Here is an 18109-nt window from a genome sequence, read left to right as displayed (position 1 = left end):
AGCCGGTTGGGGACCTACGGGTAGGCCGGTTGAGCCGGTCTGAGAGCCGGCGGGAGACGGTTTCTAAGGGGGGCGTCCGCTTCTAAGCGGGGTCGTCGTCCGCCGTGGGTCCCAACTCCCGCTCGATCCCGCCGCGCAGCAGCTCACGGGCGCGGTCCAGCGACACCGAACCGCTCAGCCAGCGGGTGCTGAGGCCTTCCACCAGGGCGCTGAGCCGTTCGGCCACGTCGGCCACCGGGGCACCGCGGTCGGCCGTGCCCGCGGCCTGGGCCTCCCGTACGAGGTCGGCCAGGTCGTCCGTCCACTGCCGGGTCGCCTCGCGCAACTGCTCCCGCAGCCCGGCGTCGAAGACGGCGCTGGACTGGAACTCCCCCCAGGCGGTGCTGTTCTCCACCATCTCGGGGGTGTCCTGGAGCTCGCGCAGCAGCATCTCTTCCAACTGCGCGCGCGGGCCCGCCAGGCGCACCGTCTCCGGGTCCGGCGTCGTGTGGCGCTCGGCGCGTTCGCCGATGAAGTCGAGGGTGCGGCGCAGCAGTTCGGCGCGGCCGCCGAAGTGGTAGTAGATCAGCCCGGTGGACACCCCGGCCTCGGCGGCGATCTCCTCCACCCGCAGGCCGCGTACGCCGCTCCGCGCGATGGCGCGGGTCGCGGCTTCCAGGATCTGCACTCGGCGTTCGGACACAGTCGACCACCGTACTCGGTGGCCGGGGAGCCGGGACGGGTGGCCGGAATGCGGTCGCGGGCGAAGGGTGGGGGTGCTACGTTCGGATGTGCTGACTGAAAACTCAGTCAGGATAGCGAGGGTCGGAAGCCGGAAGGAAACGGGATGAGGACCCGAGGATCGGTCATGCGCATGCCTGCCGAGTGGGAGCCGCACGCCCGGATGTACCTCGCCTGGCCGCCGTCCGACTCCCTGTGGGGCGACCGGGCTCCCGACGTGCAGCGCGACATCGCCCGGCTGGCGCGCACGCTCTCCGAGTACGAGCCGGTCACGCTGCTGGCGGGACCCGAGGAGGAGATACGGGCCCGACGGGCGTGCGGCGCGGCGGTGGAGGTCGTACCCGTCCCGGTCGACGACCTGTGGATACGGGACACCGGCCCGGTCGTCGTCAGCCGGCCGGGCGCGCCCCCGGACGCCGCCCGTAGGGGCGTCGATTTCCACTTCAACGGCTGGGGCGGCAAGCAGCGCCACCCGAATGACGGCCGGGTGGCCCGCCGGCTGCTGGAGCACGAGGGCATCACCCGTATCGACGCCGGGATGACCGCCGAGGGCGGCTCCTTCGAGACGGACGGTGAGGGGACCCTGCTCGTCACCGAGAGTTCCCTGGTCAACGACAACCGCAACCCCGGCATGACACGGGCCGGGATCGAGGCGGAACTGAAACGCCTGCTGGGCGCGCGGCGGGTGATCTGGGTGGCGGGCGTACGGGGCGAGGACATCACCGACTGCCACATCGACAGCGTCGCCCGGTTCGTGGCACCCGGTGCCGTCCTCCTGAGCCGTCCGTGGCAGGGGGACGGGCCGGACGTGTGGACGCGCGTGTACGAGGAGGCCCGCGGCGTCCTGGAGCGGGCCCGCGACGCCAGGGGGAGGCGGCTGGAGATCGTCGAGGTGCCGGAGCCCGACCCGTACGCGATCGGGGAGCGCGGGCCGGAGTTTCTCGCCTCGTACCTGAACTACTGCGTGGCGAACGGTGTGGTGGTCCTGCCGCGCTTCGGCGACCGGCGGGCCGACGACCGGGCCGCCGGCGTCCTGCGCGAGCTGCACCCCGGTCGGGAGATCCGGCAGGTCTCGATCGACGCGGTCGGGGAGGGCGGGGGCGGCATCCACTGCGCGACGTGGCAGCTGCCGTGGGCGGCGTAGGGGCCGCGGGCGCCGTAGGGATCTGTGGGTGCGGTGGCGGTCGCGGTCCCGTAGGGCCGGTTGGCCGGTTTCACGCGAAAGGGTCCTGCTCCTCGGGGAAGCAGGACCCTTTCGGTGACCAGTGTTCGGTGACCGGTGTGGGGTGGCCGGTGTTCCGTGGCCGGTGGGGCGTGCGGCGTCAGCGGTCGGCGCGCGTCAGCGCGAACGCTTCGCCAGGCGCTCCACGTCCAGCAGGATCACCGCACGCGCCTCCAGGCGCAGCCAGCCGCGGCCCGCGAAGTCCGCGAGGGCCTTGTTGACCGTCTCGCGGGAGGCGCCGACCAGCTGGGCCAGCTCCTCCTGTGTGAGGTCGTGCACGACGTGGATGCCCTCCTCGGACTGCACGCCGAAGCGCCGCGACAGGTCCAGGAGTGCACGGGCGACCCGGCCCGGCACGTCGGAGAAGACCAGGTCGGACATCTGGTCGTTGGTCTTGCGCAGGCGGCGGGCGACGGCGCGCAGGAGGGCGGTCGCGACCTCCGGGCGGGCGTTCAGCCAGGGCTGGAGGTCGCCGTGGCCCAGGCCCAGCAGCTTGACCTCGGTGAGTGCGGTGGCGGTGGCGGTACGCGGGCCCGGGTCGAAGAGGGAGAGCTCGCCGATCAGCTCACCGGGGCCGAGGACGGCGAGCATGTTCTCCCGTCCGTCGGGGGAGGTGCGGTGCAGCTTGACCTTGCCCTCGGTGACCACGTACAGGCGGTCGCCCGGGTCCCCTTCGTGGAACAGGGCGTCGCCGCGGGCGAGCGTGACCTCTCCCATCGAGGCGCGCAGCTCGGCCGCCTGCTCGTCATCGAGCGCCGCGAAGAGCGGTGCGCGCCGCAGAACGTCGTCCACGAGATCTCTCCTTGTCGACATGCTCAAAGGGACCTTGGTCCCCATCATGCCGGAATGCAAAACAGTGCGATCAATCACAAGGATGCCGGACCCGTGGCGCAAGCCATACGGCAGGGGGCCGATTGGGCCCACCCGACATGGAGATCGGACCGGATGTCAGTGGGTGGCCTTACGCTGGCCGAGTGTCCAATACGCCGGTGAGAGCACAGGACCAGGGGGCTGAGCGAGTGAGCGCGGGCCGCGATTCCGCTGTGGGCGAACAGGCGCCCGCCGAGGCCGCGAAGGCGGTGGAAACCGGAGAAACGGCGAAAAAGGCGACGATTCGGAAAAAGTCTGCCACAACGGCCGTGACCGGGACCTCTGCCGCGAAGCGGGCCACGGCGAAGAAGACGGCGACAAAGTCGGCGGCGAAGAAGACGGCTGCCGAGAAGGCGACTGCCGAGAAGGCCACCGCCAAGAAGGCGACCGCCAAGAAGGCGACTGCCGAGGAGACGGCAGCGAAGAAGCCCGCGGCCAAGAAGACCGCCGCCAAGAAGGCAGCCGCCAAGAAGGCGCCCGCCAAGAACGCAGCCGTGGAGAAGGCCACTGCCGCAAAGACGGCCACCGAGAAGGCGCCCACCAAGAAGCCCGCCACCAAGAACCCCACCGCCACCAAAAAGGCCGCCCCCAGCCCCTCCCTCAAGACCTCCCCCAAGCCCTCCGCCAAGCCCGAGTCCCGTACCGCCATGGTGCGCCGCGCCCGTCGGATGAACCGCGAGCTGGCCGAGGTCTACCCGTACGCCCACCCCGAGCTGGACTTCCGCAACTCCTTCGAGCTGCTGGTCGCCACGGTCCTGTCCGCGCAGACCACCGACCTGCGGGTCAACCAGACCACCCCCGCCCTGTTCGCCGCCTACCCCACCCCGGAGGACATGGCCGCCGCCGAGCCCGAGCGGCTGGAGGAGCTGATCCGGCCGACCGGCTTCTTCCGGGCCAAGGCCAAGTCGCTGCTGGGCCTCTCCACGGCGCTACGGGACCGTTTCGACGGCGAGGTCCCCGGCCGCCTGGAGGATCTGGTGACGCTGCCGGGCGTCGGCCGCAAGACCGCCAATGTCGTGTTGGGCAATGCCTTCGGTGTCCCGGGGATCACCGTCGACACCCACTTCGGCCGGCTGGTCCGCCGCTTCCGCTGGACCGAGCAACAGGACCCGGAGAAGGTCGAGGCGGAGATCGCCGAGATCTTCCCCAAGAGCGAGTGGACGATGCTCTCGCACCGCGTCGTCTTCCACGGCCGCCGGGTCTGCCACTCCCGCAAGCCCGCCTGCGGCGCCTGCCCCATCGCCCACGACTGCCCGTCGTACGGCGAGGGCGAGCTGGACCCGGAGAAGGCGAAGAAGCTGCTCAAGTACGAGATGGGCGGCCAGCCGGGCCAGCGGCTGCGGCCCCCGGCCGACTATCCGGGGCAGCCCGCGCCCCCGCTGGCGGGCCGGTGAACACCGCCGCGCGCCGCCCCCGCGGCCCCGCCCGGTACCAAACGCTCATACGGGAAGCGGAACCGAACCGGCCGCGAAAGGACTCAGCCCGAATAGGACCGGCCACGGCCGCATGACCATCGATCCCACCGATCCAGGGCCTGAGGGGGCGCGTATGACGAGCGCACGGGAGCAGTACGCGAAGACCGCGGCGTATGACACGGCCGTCCGCACCGACGGCCTGCCGCAGTGGCTGGCGCCGGTGGCCCGTGCCGCCGCCACGATCGAGCCCCACCAGCTCAGCCGGTTCCTGCCGCCCGAGAGCGGCGGCCGGCCGTCCGCCGTACTGGTCCTGTTCGGGCACGGCGACCGTGGCCCCGAGCTGCTGCTCATGGAGCGCGCGGGCACCCTGCGCTCGCACGCCGGACAGCCCTCGTTCCCCGGCGGCGCCCTCGACCCCGAGGACGGCGACCCGGAGGGCGCGGGCCCGGTGCGCGCCGCGCTGCGCGAGGCGTGGGAGGAGACCGGTCTCGATCCGGCCGGTGTCCAGGTCTTCGGCGTGCTGCCGCGGCTGTACATCCCGGTCAGCGGGTTCGTCGTCACGCCCGTACTGGGCTGGTGGCGCGAGCCGAGCCCGGTCGGCGCGGTGGACGAGGCCGAGACGGCCCGGGTCTTCACGGTGCCCGTGGCGGATCTCACGGACCCCGCCCATCGGGTGACCACCCGCCACCCCAGCGGCCACATCGGCCCCGCCTTCCTCGTGGAGGACGCTCTGGTCTGGGGTTTCACCGCGGGCGTGATTGACCGGATCCTGCACTACGCGGGGTGGGAGCTGCCATGGGACCGTGCCAAGCAGGTCCCGCTCGACCGGCGCGCGTGAGACGGTGTCGGGCGTGAACGTGCTGGACATCGTGCTGTTGGCCGCCGCGGTGTGGTTCGCCGTCGTCGGCTACCGCCAGGGCTTCGTCGTCGGCATCCTCTCCGTGATCGGCTTCCTCGGAGGCGGCCTGGTCGCGGTCTACGTGCTGCCCGTGATCTGGAACGAGATCACCGATGACGCCACCCCGGGCACCTTCGCGGCGATCGCGGCGGTCGCCATCGTGATCGTGTGCGCCTCGGTGGGCCAGGCCCTCACCACCCACCTGGGCAACAAGCTCCGGAGATACATCACCTGGTCACCGGCGCGCGCCCTGGACGCCACGGGCGGCGCGCTGGTGAATGTCCTGGCGATGCTGCTGGTCGCCTGGCTCCTCGGCTCCATGCTGGCCCAGACCTCGCTGCCGACGCTGGGCAAGGAGGTCCGCAACTCCAAGGTGCTGCTCGGCGTCTCCCAGGTGATGCCGCAGGAGGCGAACACCTGGTTCAAGGACTTCTCCTCGGTCCTGGCGCAGAACGGCTTCCCGCAGGTCTTCACGCCGTTCTCGAACGAGCCGATCCACGCGGTGCCGGCCCCGGACCCCAAGCTGGCCGACAGCCCGGTCGCGGCGCAGGCCCGCAAGAGCATCGTCAAGGTCGTCGGCACGGCCCCGAGCTGCGGCAAGGTCCTCGAAGGCAGCGGTTTCGTCTTCGCGCCGCACCGCGTCATGACCAACGCCCACGTGGTGGGCGGCGTCAAGGAGCCGACCGTCCAGATAGGCGGCGAGGGCCGTACGTACGACGCCAAGGTCGTCCTGTACGACTGGCAGCGCGACATCGCGGTGCTCGACGTGCCGTCACTGCCGGCGCCCGCGCTGCGCTTCACGCAGAACGCCGCGGGCACCGGCAAGGGCGCCATCGTCGCCGGGTTCCCGGAGAACGGCGGCTACGACGTCCGCGCGGCCCGCATCCGCAGCCGTATCAAGGCCGACGGACCGGACATCTACCACCGCGGCACGGTCGCCCGCGACGTCTACTCCCTGTACGCCACGGTCCGGCAGGGCAACTCCGGCGGCCCGCTGCTCACGCCGAGCGGCGAGGTCTACGGAGTGGTCTTCGCCAAGTCCCTGGACGACAGCAACACCGGTTACGCGCTCACCGCCGACGAGATCCGCGCGGACATCACCCAGGGGCGCACGGCCCAGCGGCCCGTGGACAGCCAGGGCTGCGCGATGTGACGGGGAGGGCGAGCCGGACGGGTCCGGGCGGGCAGGCGGACGCCTGCGCCCCGGCCCGGGGCTCCGGCGGGCGTCAGGTCCGTGGATGCTTGAGCCGCGCGGTCATCCAGCGCGCCCGGCGGCGCAGGATGCGCGGAATGCCCAGCGGGTGGGCGAGGTCGGGGGACCCACCGGACACAAGGTCCGAGGCTCCCCTCTCCGGAGTGCCCGTCGCAGCGGCGCTGCTGCGGCGGTCGCGTGCCACGTCACGGTAGTCGTGCGTCCAGCCCATACCCACGACTCTGCCCGTGCTCCGGGCTCCGTAATCGCTCGGCGGGCCGTCAATTGGCCTATGCGGGCGGCAATTGGCTGTTCGTCATACGTGCGTTCGGATCTGTTCGGCGTGTCGTACCACCGGGCCCGGCCGTCACGGCCGCACCGGCCCGGAACGGAAGGCTCCGGCCGCCGTCCCGCCCGGTCCTACCGGTCCGGTTCCGGGTCCTTCAGCCAGTTGATCAGCTCGGTGGAGAACGCCACCGGGTCCTCCTCGTGGGGGAAGTGCCCGAGGCCGTCGAAGAGGCGCCAGCGGTACGGGGCCTCGACGTACTCCCCGGACCCGGCCGCGCTGCGGGTGCGCATCACCGGGTCGAGCGAGCCGTGCAGGTGCAGCGTCGGCACCCGTACGGGCCACTTCATGCGCCGGTTGAACTGGATGCCGTCCGGTCGGGCCATCGACCGCACCAGCCAGCGGTACGGCTCGACCGTGCAGTGCGCCGTCGAGGGGATGGTCATCGCCCGGCGGTAGACGTCGATGTCCTCGTCCTCGGGCAGCCGCGGCCCGGACCAGTCCCGGATCAGCCGCCCCACCAGGGCGGCGTCGTCCGCCACCAGCCGGCGCTCGGGCAGCCACGGCTGCTGGAACCCCCAGATGTGGGAGCTCTGCCTGCTCTGCTTGAAGTCGGCGAGCATCGCCGCGCGCCAGCGCCGCGGGTGCGGCATCGAGGACACCGCCAGACGCCGCACCAGCTTCGGCCGCATCACCGCCGCCGTCCACGCCAGGTAGCCGCCGAGGTCGTGCCCGACCAGCGCGGCGTCCGGCTCGCCCAGGGACCGTACGACCCCGGTGATGTCCAGGGCCAGGTTGGCCGGATCGTAGCCGCGCGGCGTACGGTCGCTGCCGCCCACGCCGCGCAGATCCATCGCCACCGCGCGGAAACCCGCCTCGGCGAGCGCCGGGAGCTGGTGGCGCCAGGTCCACCAGAACTGCGGAAAGCCGTGCAGCAACAGCACCAGCGGCCCGTCGCCCATCTCGGCGATGTGGAAACGCGCGCCGTTGGCCGCCACGTCCCGGTGGGTCCAGGGCCCGTCGGGACGTACGACCGTGTCGGAACTGTCGGGAGCCGTCATACGGAGGAGCGTGTCACAGACTCCAGGACCGGATGGTCCTCGGTGGCCGGACGCGGATGCGGCTTGACGTTCTGCAGGACGGCCGCGGTCTCCTTGGCCGAGGTGATGGTCTTCTCCGGCTTCTTGATCTTCTTGAGCTTGGCCACCGCCATCAGCACCAGCAGCAGGGCGATGACCAGGAAGGCGCCGCCGACGATCAGGAAGGACCAGGCGAGGCCGAGGCCGAGGTTGTGGATGCCGTAGGCGGCCGCGAAGCTCAGCACCGGCAGCGCGAACAGCGCCAGCGCGCCCGCCACGAGGAACGCGGCGCTGCCGATGCCGGCCCGCTTCGCGTCCTGCCGCAGCTCGGCCTTGGCCAGTGCGATTTCGTCGTGCACCAGTGCGGACATCTCGGCGGTGGCCGTGGCCACCAACTGCCCGAGGCTGCGGTCCGCGCCGTCGTCGGCTGTGCTCATCGACGTCTCCCTCTTGTCTTCTCCCGGATGCAAAGCCTCTCAGATCATGCCGGACCATCGTCCCCGGCGTCGGCGCCGGAGGCCACTTCGGCAAGGCGGCGGTGTTCCGCGGCCTTCGCTTCGAAGATCCTCGCCATTCTCAGGTGGTACTCGGGATTGCCCTGTTCGTACACGTCCGGGATGCCGTCCAGGTCCTCGTCCCGCTCCTCTTCGTCACAGAGCTTGCGGTACTTGGCGTTACGTATCTTCAGCAGGACCCCGGACAGCACCGCGGCGATCAGCGAGCCGGTCAGCACGGCCGCCTTGATCTCGTCGGTCAGCAGCGGATCGTCGGTGAAGGCCAGCTCGCCGATGAGCAGGGAGACCGTGAAGCCGATGCCGGCGAGCGAGGCGACGGCGAACACGTCCGGCCATCTCAGGTCGGGGTTCAGCTCGGCTCTGGTGAAGCGGGCCGCGCACCACGTACCGCCGAAGATGCCGACCGCCTTGCCGACGACCAGGCCGAGCACCACGCCCAGCGTCTCCGGCTTGGTGAACACGTCGTGCAGCGCGCTGCCGGAGACCGACACACCCGCCGAGAAGAGGGCGAACAGCGGGACCGCGAGACCGGCCGAGACGGGCCGCACCAGGTGCTCGATGTGCTCGCCGGGCGACTGCTCCTCGCCGTCGCGGCGGTGGCAGCGCAGCATCAGGCCCATGGCCACGCCCGCGATGGTCGCGTGGATACCGCTGTTGTACATCAGGCCCCAGATGACCAGGGCGAGCGGTACGTAGATGTACCAGCCGCGGACGCCCTTGCGGAGCAGCAGGTAGAAGACGACGAGGCCGGCGACGGCGAAGCCGAGCGCCAGGAAGTTGAGCTGCGAGGTGAAGAAGACCGCGATGATCAGGATCGCGAAGAGGTCGTCGACGACGGCGAGGGTGAGCAGGAAGGCGCGCAGCGCGGACGGCAGGGACGTGCCGATGACGGCGAGGACGGCCAGCGCGAAGGCGATGTCGGTGGCGGTCGGCACCGCCCAGCCGTTGGTCGAGCCGCCGCCCACCGTGTTGACCACGAAGTAGACCAGCGCGGGCATCGCCATGCCGCACAGCGCGGCGACCACCGGGAGGATGGCCTTCTTGGGCTCGCGCAGATCGCCCGCGACCAGTTCGCGCTTCAGCTCGATCCCGGCGACGAAGAAGAAGACGGCGAGCAGGCCGTCGGCGGCCCAGTGCTGTACGGACAGGTCCAGGCCGATGGAGCCGATGCCGAGGTGGAAGCCGCGTACCGCCTCGTAGCTGCCGCCCAGCGTGTTGGCCCAGACGAGCGCCACGACGGCGGCGACCAGCAGCAGGACACCGCCCACCGTCTCGGCGCGCAGGGCGTCCGCGATGAAGGTCCGCTCGGGCAGGGACATCCGCCCGAGGAATATGGATCGGCGGTTGTGGGGCGCGCTCACGCGAGGACCTCCGGTCGTACGGCAGCTGAATACGGCTGTTGCAGTTGCCGACCAGACTTCCCGGCGCACCCTCGGTGTGATGTTGTCGCGTTCTTGACGCGATCCATACTCTACCTGGGCCGCACAAGGAACATTCCGGCGATCTTCACCTTACGGGCATTTGGTGCATTCGGCTGCCCGGCGGCAGGTGAGGGAGCCCGGAACAGGCGAAGGGCACCCGGCCGGTTCCCCGGCGGGTGCCCCTCGGAACGGCGGGTCAGTCCTCGCTCGACGTGCTCGGCAGCTTGGCCTGGATGAGGTCCATGACCGTGGAGTCGGTCAGCGTCGTGACGTCGCCCAGGTCGCGGTTCTCCGCCACGTCCCGCAGCAGCCGGCGCATGATCTTGCCGGAGCGGGTCTTCGGCAGCTCGGCCACCGGCATGATGCGCTTCGGCTTGGCGATCGGCCCCAGCTGCTTGGCGACATGCGCCCGCAGCTCCTCCACGAGCCCGGCGTCCTCCGCCGCGCCGCCGCGCAGGATGACGAAGGCGCAGATCGCCTGGGTCGTCTGCGGGTCGGCCGCGCCGACGACCGCGGCCTCGGCGACCTTCGGGTGCGAGACCAGCGCGGACTCGACCTCGGTGGTGGAGATGTTGTGGCCGGACACCAGCATCACGTCGTCCACCCGGCCGAGCAGCCAGATGTCGCCGTCCTCGTCCTTCTTCGCGCCGTCACCCGCGAAGTACTTGCCTTGGAAGCGGGACCAGTAGGTGTCCAGGTAGCGCTGGTCGTCGCCCCAGATCGTGCGGAGCATGGACGGCCACGGCTCGGTCAGGACCAGGTAGCCGCCGCCTCCGTCCGGCACCTCGTGGGCCTCGTCGTCCACGACGGTGGCGGCGATGCCGGGCAGCGGGCGCTGCGCCGAGCCGGGCTTGGTCTCCGTGACGCCCGGCAGCGGGCTGAGCATCATGCCGCCGGTCTCCGTCTGCCACCAGGTGTCCACGATCGGGGCCTGGTCGGCGCCGATGTGCTTGCGGTACCACATCCACGCCTCCGGGTTGATGGGCTCGCCCACCGAACCGAGGACCCGCAGCGAGGACAGGTCGTACTTGGCGGGGATGTCGTCGCCCCACTTCATGCAGGCGCGGATCGCGGTGGGAGCCGTGTAGAGGATCGTGACGCCGTACTTCTGCACGATCTCCCACCAGCGGCCCTGGTGCGGGGTGTCGGGCGTGCCCTCGTAGAGCACCTCGGTCGCGCCGTTGGCCAGCGGTCCGTAGGTGATGTACGAGTGGCCGGTCACCCAGCCGACGTCGGCGGTGCACCAGTAGACGTCGGTCTCCGGCTTGAGGTCGAAGACGGCGTGGTGGGTGTAGGCCACCTGGGTGAGGTAGCCGCCGGTGGTGTGCAGGATGCCCTTGGGCTTACCGGTGGTGCCGGAGGTGTAGAGGATGAACAGCGGCTGCTCGGCGTCGAACGCCTCCGGGGTGTGGGCCTCGCTCTGCCGCCCGACGATGTCGTGCCACCACACGTCGCGGCCCTCGGTCCAGGCCACGTCCTCCTGGCCGGTGCGGCGCACGACCAGGACGCTGCGGACGTTCTCCGTACCCGGCCGGGTCAGGGCCTCGTCGACGGCGGGCTTGAGGGCGGACGGCTTGCCGCGCCGGTAGCCGCCGTCCGCGGTGATCACCACGCGGGCGTCGGCGTCGTTGATGCGGGTCGCCAGCGCGTCCGCGGAGAAGCCGCCGAAGACGACCGAGTGCGGCGCGCCCAGGCGGGCGCAGGCCAGCATGGCGATGACCGCCTCGGGGATCATCGGCAGGTAGATCGCGACCCGGTCGCCGGCCCGCACGCCCAGCTCGGTCAGCGCGTTGGCGGCCTGCGAGACCTCGCGCTGGAGCTCGGCGTAGGTGATGGCGCGGGTGTCGCCGGGCTCGCCCTCGAAGTGGATGGCGACGCGGTCGCCGAGGCCGTTCTCCACATGGCGGTCCACGCAGTTGTACGCGACGTTGAGCTTGCCGTCGGCGAACCACTTGGCGAACGGCGGGTTGGACCAGTCGAGCGTCTCGGTGGGCTCGGTGGCCCACGTCAGGCGCTTGGCCTGGGCGGCCCAGAAACCCAGCCGGTCCGCCGCGGCCTGTTCGTACGCCTCGGCGGTGACGTTGGCGTTCGCGGCCAGATCGGCGGGCGGCGCGAACCGCCGCTCCTCCTTGAGAAGGTTGGCCAGGCTGTCGTTGCTCACGTCATCTCCCATTCCCAGGGCGTGCGATGTGTCCCGGCCATAGCTCATCAGCCCACCGCCCGGCCTGACAAGGGCTGTGGACAAAAATTGGTGTAGACCTTTACTGTCCGCAGGTCAAGTGGCATTTGCGGCTGGGGATGACGGTGGCCGGAAGGGGTGAGGCGGCCGTGCGGGCTGACGCTCGGACACCTGCCCGCCCACGCCGCCCGGCTCCTGCCCGCCCACCTGTCCGGTCACGCCTTCACCGCCGCTCCCGGACGTACCGCGCAGAACGTCCCGGTGGCCCGGTCGAGGACGTACGCCTGGGCCTCGGCCACGTGGAAGTACATCCCGTGCAGGGTGAGCGCGCCCTCGGCGACACGCCGGGCGACACACGGGTACGACATCAAGTGGTCCAGTTGCTGCACGACGTTGACGAGCGCGAGCCGTTCCACGTCGTCGGCCACCGGGCGCTCGGCCAGCGCCACCTCGCCCCGGCCCAGCCGCCCGATCCGCTGCATGCGCGCCAGGCTCGGGCGGCCGTGCCGCAGCCAGCGCGCGAGCGGCGTCTGCGCGCCCGGCTCGTGGTCGGCGCCGAGCAGCGCCTGCATCGCGCCGCACCCCGAATGCCCGCACACGGTCAGCGAGCCGACCTTCAGCACCTCCACGGCGTACTCGATGGCCGCGCCCACCGAGTCGCAGGTGTGGTCCGTGCCGGGCGGCGGCATCAGGTTGCCGACGTTGCGGACGGTGAACAGGTCGCCCGGACCGCTCGCCGTGATCATGCTGGTGACCAGCCGGGAGTCGGCGCAGGTGAGGAAGAGCTGGCTGGGCCGCTGGCCTTCGTGGGCCAGCCGCGCCAGCTCGTCCCGTACGAGCGGTGCCGTATGGAGCTGGAACGCGCGGACACCGCCGAGCAGTTGACCGCCGCTGGACGGTGACTCCGCTTCCTCGGGCGGGCGGGTGCAGTGGTGGTTGCGCCACGGGGTCCACGGCCGGCAGTGGTGGACGCTCGCGGGCTCCGCGATCGGGCGCCCGGCGCGCCCGGCGAGGCTCACCCAGCCGCCGCCGGCCCGGTGGGCGTCGGTCCAGGCCCGCAGGGCCTCGTACGCGGCGTGGTCCATGAAGGAACCGCCCAGCTCGACCACCACGACCGCGCCGGCCGGCACCTGGGCCAGGGCCCGGGTCAGCCTCGGTACCGCGAGGAACGTCAACTGCCCATTGACCCGCACCCGGTGGCGGCCGTCCTCGACACCGACCGTGACCCGGGTGTGGGTCAGCCGCCGCAGCGACAGGAAGACCGCCACCGCGATCCCCAGGCCCACGCCCTGGAGCACGCCGAAGAGCACCACACCGCCCAAGGTCACCGCGTAGACCGGGAACTCGCGGTGCCGCTGCACGTGCTTGATGTGCGCGAAGCTCACCATCCGTACGCCGACGGCCATGACCAGGGCGGCGAGCGAGGCCAGCGGGATCATCTCCAGGGCCCCGGCGAGCAGGCCGGCGCACAGCACCACCCAGACGCCGTGCAGCACGGTGGCGCGCCGGGTGGCCGCGCCCGCCTGTACGTTGGCCGAGCCGCGCATCGCGCCGCCGGCCACCGGCAGGCCGCCGAGCAGCCCGGAGAGCGCGTTGGCGACGCCCTGGCCCGCCAGTTCGCGGTTCAGGTCCGTACGGGGCGCGGGGCCGGCGCGGTCCGGGCGGTCGGCGGCGAGGCGGCCCACGGCGACCGCCGACAGCAGCGACTCCATGCTGGCGACGAGGGTGACGGTCAGGACGGCCGCGGCGATCGCCAGGACCGGCGCCTCCGGGAGGGCGGGCAGCGCCTGCGGTGCCCAGTCGGGCAGGGTGACGCGCGGGGCCGGCACGGCCGCGCTCACGGCGGTGGCGGCGGCCACGGCGGCCAGCGGGGCGGGAACCGTACGCAGCAGCCGGCCGGCCCGCCCGGGCAGCCGCGACCAGCCGGCCAGCACCGCGACCGTGACGGCGCCGATGAGCAGGGCGGACACGTGCGGGTGTGCCAACTGGCCGGGCAGCGCCGCGAGGTTGTCGACCGCCGAGCTGTCGGGGCTGCCGCCGAGCGCCACGTGCAACTGCCCGACGGCGATCGTGACGCCGATGCCCGCGAGCATGCCGTGCACGATCGCGGGACTGATCGCGAGCGCGCCCCTGGCGAGCCGCACGGCTCCGAGGGCCAGTTGGGCCACTCCGGCGAGGGCCGTGATGGCGCAGGTGGCGCGCCAGCCGTAGCGCTGGACCAGATCGGCGGTGACCACCAGAAGGCTCGTCGCGGCGCCGCTGACCTGGAGGGGCGCGCCGCCGAGCAGCCCGGCGACGATGCCGCCGACGGCCGTGGCGATCAGGCCCGCCTGGAGGGGCGCGCCGGTGGCCAGCGCGAGGCCGAGCGAGAGCGGTACGGCGATCAGGAAGACGACGAGCGAGGCGGACAGGTCGCCGCGCCAGGCCGCGCGGCGGCTTGCGGACGGCGGCCGCGGGCGTGCCGGGTCCGGTGCGGTCGATGGCTCTGGGGGCCTCTGGAGCTGCGACATTCCCGTCTCCTCCGGGGCGGCGCGGTCGCGCGGGGCGCGATCGTGGGCGGCGGTGTACTGCGGCGGGACGCGAGCCGGCCGACCGGGGTCAGGTGTGTGACGGCTCGGTGGCTCTCAAGTATCGGTAAACGAAGCGTAATGACGCGTAAAGGTCGAGAGAAGCTTTTTCCGGCATCCGGGTCAATCCTTCCGTCCTTCGAGTGAATGTGGCGTCGAGTCGCTTGTCCTTTATGGCCCGTTCCGTGGCGTGTGCGAACTTAATGGCGGTTAATCAGTTTTTTCGATTTTTCCGTTCCGCAGTTCGTACACCAGGGAGCGAGGTGGCTGATGGCAGCCGCAACGAAGGTCACGGCCGGGATCGGCACGGCGATGGCGCTGGCGGCGGTCGCCGGCTGCGCCGCGGGGGGCGGGGACGGCCCGAACGGCGCCCAAGGGGGCCGGGCGGCGCCGCAGCGCACCGCCCAGCAGGTCAAGCTGATCGGGGACGGCTCGACCGCGTACACCGGGGCACAGCCGATGCAGCCGAAGGCCGAACGCCTCAGACCCGGGGAGCGGCCACCGCAGTTCGTGGTCTTCTCCTGGGACGGCGCCGGCGAGGACAGCCAGAAGCTGTTCTCCCACTTCCGGGCGGTCGGCAAGAAGTACAACGCCCGGATGACGTACTTCCTCAGCGGCGTCTACCTGCTCCCGGGCAACAAGAAGGAGGCGTACCACCCGCCCAAGCACAGCCCCGGCGCCTCCGACATCGGCTTCAACGACGTCAAGGGGGTCCGGGCCACCGTGGAGCAGATGCGCGGCGCCTGGATGGACGGCAACGAGATCGGCACCCACTTCAACGGCCATTTCTGCGGCGCCAACGGCGGGGTGGGCACCTGGTCGCCCGAGGAGTGGAAGAGCGAGATCCAGCAGGCCGAGGCGTTCGTCAAGTCCTGGAAGACGCACACCGGGCTCAAGTCCGAGAAGCCGCTGCCGTTCGACTACAGCAAGGAACTCGTCGGCGGGCGCGCGCCCTGTCTGGAAGGGCAGCGCAACCTGATCCCGGCCGCCAAGGCGATGGGCTTCCGGTACGACTCCAGCTCCGTCGGCGGCCGGCAGCTGTGGCCCAAGCAGATCGACGGCATCTGGGACTTCCCGCTCCAGCAGATCCCCGTACCGGGCCGGTCCTTCGAGACGCTCTCGATGGACTACAACTTCCTGGCCAACCAGTCCGGTACGACCCGGGGCAACCCGGCGATGCACGCCACCTGGGGCAAGCAGATGCGCGACGGCCTCGTCGCCGCGTTCCACCGGGCCGAACGGGGCAACCGGGCACCGCTCTTCGTCGGCAACCACTTCGAGTCCTGGAACGGCGGCACCTACATGCGCGCTGTGGAGGACGCCATCAAGACCATCTGCCCCCGTAAGGGCGTGCGGTGCGTGAGCTTCAAGCAACTGGCCGACTGGCTGGACGCGCAGGACCCGCGGGTGCTGGACAAGCTGCGCTCGCTGCCGGTGGGCGGGGCACCGAAGGGCGGCTGGGGGAGCTACCTGGCCGCGCCTTCCGCGAAGCCCGGAGCACCGGGCGGACCCGCCGCCCCGGCCAGCCCGGCCAAGCCGGTGCGGAAGGACGCGGAGTGAAGGACGCGGAGTAGGGCGGCGGAGCAGGGCGAGGAGGCGTCGGGGAGGGGGCATCGGGGAGGCGGCGGGAAGTCGCGGTGACGCGTCAGACGGGCTGCGGGGCGCCCGCGGCCGCGGGCTCGGCGAGGACGAAGGCGGGGTCGACCTGGGCGGCCAGGTCGGCGCCCGTCCTGGCGTTCGCCCAGCTCTCCGCGTTCTTGAGGTGGAAGTGCACCATCTGGCGGGTGTAGCGCTCCCAGTCGCGCTGCTCGTACGTTTCGTCAGCGGCGGAGTGGAGTTCCTTCAGGGCCTGCCGGTTGTCGGCCTCCAGCAGGTCGAAGCGCCGCGGCCGCCCCTTCTCCATGGCCCGCACCCACGCCGAGTCGCCCAGCGTCAGCAGCAGGTCCTCGCCCACCTCGTCGGCCAGGAAGGCGACGTCGTCCGGGCCCTGGACCTTGTTGCCGACGACCTTGAGGGCGATGCCGTAGTCGCGCGCGTAGTCCCGGTACTGGCGGTAGACCGCGACGCCCTTACGGGTCGGTTCGGCGACCAGGAAGGTCAGGTCGAAGCGGGTGAACAGCCCGGAGGCGAAGGAGTCCGAACCGGCCGTCATGTCGACGACGACGTATTCGTCGCGGCCGTCCACGAGGTGGTTCAGGCACAGTTCCACCGCGCCGACCTTGGAGTGGTAGCAGGCCACCCCGAGGTCGGACCCGGTGAAGGGTCCGGTCGCCATCAGGCGCACCGTTTCGCCCTCCAGGAGCACCGGCCGGGCGCAGGCCGCGTACACCGGGTTCTCCTCGACGACGCGCAGCAGCCTGGAGCCCTCCCCGGGCGGCGTCGTCTTGATCATCGTCTCGGCGGAGGCGATACGCGGGTTGGTGCCCCGCAGATAGTCCTTGACCAGCGGCAGCCGGGCGCCGAGCGCGGGCAGCGCGGCGGCCTCCGCCTCGTCCATGCCGAGGGCGGTCGCCAGATGCTGGTTGATGTCGGCGTCCACCGCGAGCACGGGGACGCGGGCGGCGGCGAGGTGGCGGATGAACAGGGAGGACAGCGTGGTCTTGCCACTGCCGCCCTTCCCCACGAACGCGATCTTCATGTTCACGAAGCGTAATCGCGGTGTTGCCTTGGGTGAGAGGTTCGGGTGAAGAAGACCACTCCTTCGAGCGGTTCGGCCTTGCGGCCCATGAGGTGCGTAGGGTCGTACCCATGAGTACGACAGCCGATCCGCTCGCGACCCTGGCCTCGCTCCCGGGCGTCGCCGACTCCGTGGACTCCGTACGCAAGAGCGTGGACCGGGTCTACGGGCACCGGATCATGCGGCGGCGCAGCAACGAGGTCACCTCCGAGGCGGCGCTGCGCGGCGCGCGTGCCTCCGCGGCGCTGGCCGGCGCCGACTGGGCACTGGAGGAAGTGCGGCGGCGCACCGACTTCGGTGTGGAGGGCGAGCCGCGGACGGTCGGCGCGGCACTGCGGCTGACCGCGGAGGCCGGGCAACTGCTGAGCGTGTGGCGGCAGTCGCCGCTGCGGGTGCTGGCGCGGCTGCACCTGGTGGCGGCGAGCGGCGACGCGGCGCAGGACGCGGTCGGGCGGCCCCGGCTCGCGGGGGAGCCCGTGGACGAGCCCCTGGTGGAACTGCCGTTGCCGGACGCCGACGAGGTCGCCGGGCGGCTGGACGGGCTGGCGCGGCTGCTGCTGGCCGGCAGCGAGGCGCCCGCCCTGGTGGTGGCCGCGGTGGTGCACGGCGAACTGCTGGCGCTGCGGCCCTTCGGCTCGTACAACGGGCTGGTCGCGCGGGCGGCCGAACGCCTGGTGCTGGTCGGCAGCGGTCTCGACCCGAAGTCGGTGTGTCCGGCGGAGGTCGGCCACGCGGAACAGGACCGGGCCGCCTACGTGGCCGCGCTGGAGAGCTACGTGTCCGGCACTCCGGAGGGCGTGGCGGCGTGGATCGCGCACTGCGGGCGGGCGGTGGAACTGGGCGCGCGCGAGAGCACGGCGGTGTGCGAGGCGCTGCAGCGCGGCGCGGCGTAGGGCGTTCGGGGGTGGGGGGCCGTCCGGGTGTGCGGGCGGCTGTCCGTCTGGGCGGGGCGCCGCTCCACAAGGGGTTCCGCCGTCCCACAAAGGGTTCTGCCATCCGGACGCGGGGTTCTGCCGTCCGGACGAAGGGGTCCGTCGTCCGGGCGAGGGGTTCCCTCGTCCGCCAAGG

General features: G+C 71.8%; 15 protein-coding genes. 6 read left to right on the top strand and 9 right to left on the bottom strand.

Annotated features, from left to right (window positions below; genetic code table 11):
• Positions 1-82: 82 nt before the first annotated feature.
• Complete coding sequence (locus tag CP973_RS38225; protein ID WP_150249287.1) at positions 83-682, bottom strand: TetR/AcrR family transcriptional regulator; 600 nt, start codon at positions 680-682, stop codon at positions 83-85.
• Positions 683-847: 165 nt separating this feature from the next.
• Here CP973_RS38225 and CP973_RS38220 point away from each other — a divergent pair, with 165 nt between their 5' ends.
• Positions 848-1864: an agmatine deiminase family protein gene (locus CP973_RS38220; protein ID WP_244410228.1), complete on the top strand. Its 1017-nt coding sequence runs from the start codon at positions 848-850 to the stop codon at positions 1862-1864.
• Between the two features lie 195 nt (positions 1865-2059).
• Here CP973_RS38220 and CP973_RS38215 read toward each other — a convergent pair whose 3' ends face one another.
• The gene (locus CP973_RS38215; protein WP_003981529.1) at positions 2060-2734 is read right to left on the bottom strand and encodes a Crp/Fnr family transcriptional regulator; all 675 of its coding nucleotides are present in this window, start codon (positions 2732-2734) and stop codon (positions 2060-2062) included.
• Positions 2735-2871: 137 nt separating this feature from the next.
• Here CP973_RS38215 and nth point away from each other — a divergent pair, with 137 nt between their 5' ends.
• From nth to CP973_RS38200, 3 genes are all read left to right on the top strand, one after another.
• A complete protein-coding gene (nth, locus tag CP973_RS40295) occupies positions 2872-4206 on the top strand; it encodes an endonuclease III (protein ID WP_208853443.1) in 1335 nt (444 codons plus the stop codon).
• Between the two features lie 154 nt (positions 4207-4360).
• Positions 4361-5065 (top strand): NUDIX hydrolase, encoded by a 705-nt coding sequence (locus CP973_RS38205; protein WP_150249280.1) that lies wholly within the window; start codon positions 4361-4363, stop codon positions 5063-5065.
• A gap of 13 nt (positions 5066-5078) precedes the next feature.
• Entirely contained in the window at positions 5079-6278 is a 1200-nt protein-coding gene (locus tag CP973_RS38200) for a MarP family serine protease (RefSeq protein ID WP_150249277.1), read from the top strand.
• Between the two features lie 73 nt (positions 6279-6351).
• On the opposite strand, the gene CP973_RS38195 is transcribed toward CP973_RS38200, so the two are convergent.
• From CP973_RS38195 to CP973_RS38170, 6 genes are all read right to left on the bottom strand, one after another.
• Positions 6352-6549 (bottom strand): hypothetical protein, encoded by a 198-nt coding sequence (locus CP973_RS38195; protein ID WP_053202008.1) that lies wholly within the window; start codon positions 6547-6549, stop codon positions 6352-6354.
• A 188-nt stretch (positions 6550-6737) separates the two neighbouring features.
• Positions 6738-7664, bottom strand: a complete 927-nt coding sequence (locus CP973_RS38190; RefSeq protein ID WP_150249274.1) for an alpha/beta fold hydrolase — start codon at positions 7662-7664, stop codon at positions 6738-6740.
• Positions 7661-8119, bottom strand: a complete 459-nt coding sequence (locus CP973_RS38185; protein WP_030678806.1) for a phage holin family protein — start codon at positions 8117-8119, stop codon at positions 7661-7663. Before CP973_RS38185 ends, CP973_RS38190 begins: the two co-directional genes overlap by 4 nt.
• Positions 8120-8163: 44 nt before the next feature.
• Complete coding sequence (gene nhaA, locus CP973_RS38180; RefSeq protein WP_425282083.1) at positions 8164-9516, bottom strand: Na+/H+ antiporter NhaA; 1353 nt, start codon at positions 9514-9516, stop codon at positions 8164-8166.
• Positions 9517-9814: 298 nt separating this feature from the next.
• Positions 9815-11779, bottom strand: coding sequence for an acetate--CoA ligase (gene acs / locus CP973_RS38175; RefSeq protein WP_150249269.1), 1965 nt, complete (start codon positions 11777-11779; stop codon positions 9815-9817).
• Positions 11780-12012: 233 nt separating this feature from the next.
• Positions 12013-14307, bottom strand: coding sequence for a SulP family inorganic anion transporter (locus tag CP973_RS38170; protein WP_150249266.1), 2295 nt, complete (start codon positions 14305-14307; stop codon positions 12013-12015).
• A 327-nt stretch (positions 14308-14634) separates the two neighbouring features.
• Between CP973_RS38170 and CP973_RS38165 the strand changes: the two genes are divergently transcribed.
• On the top strand, positions 14635-15924 hold the full coding sequence (locus tag CP973_RS38165) for a polysaccharide deacetylase family protein (protein WP_150249263.1): 1290 nt from the start codon (positions 14635-14637) through the stop codon (positions 15922-15924).
• A gap of 85 nt (positions 15925-16009) precedes the next feature.
• On the opposite strand, the gene CP973_RS38160 is transcribed toward CP973_RS38165, so the two are convergent.
• Positions 16010-17002: an ATP-binding protein gene (locus CP973_RS38160; RefSeq protein ID WP_150249260.1), complete on the bottom strand. Its 993-nt coding sequence runs from the start codon at positions 17000-17002 to the stop codon at positions 16010-16012.
• A gap of 110 nt (positions 17003-17112) precedes the next feature.
• Between CP973_RS38160 and CP973_RS38155 the strand changes: the two genes are divergently transcribed.
• The gene (locus CP973_RS38155) at positions 17113-17934 is read left to right on the top strand and encodes a Fic family protein (RefSeq protein WP_150249257.1); all 822 of its coding nucleotides are present in this window, start codon (positions 17113-17115) and stop codon (positions 17932-17934) included.
• The last annotated feature ends 175 nt before the right edge of the window (positions 17935-18109 follow it).

This window comes from Streptomyces albofaciens JCM 4342, from assembly GCF_008634025.1.
GTDB lineage: Bacteria > Actinomycetota > Actinomycetes > Streptomycetales > Streptomycetaceae > Streptomyces > Streptomyces albofaciens.
This window is presented reverse-complemented; position numbering and strand designations above follow the sequence as displayed.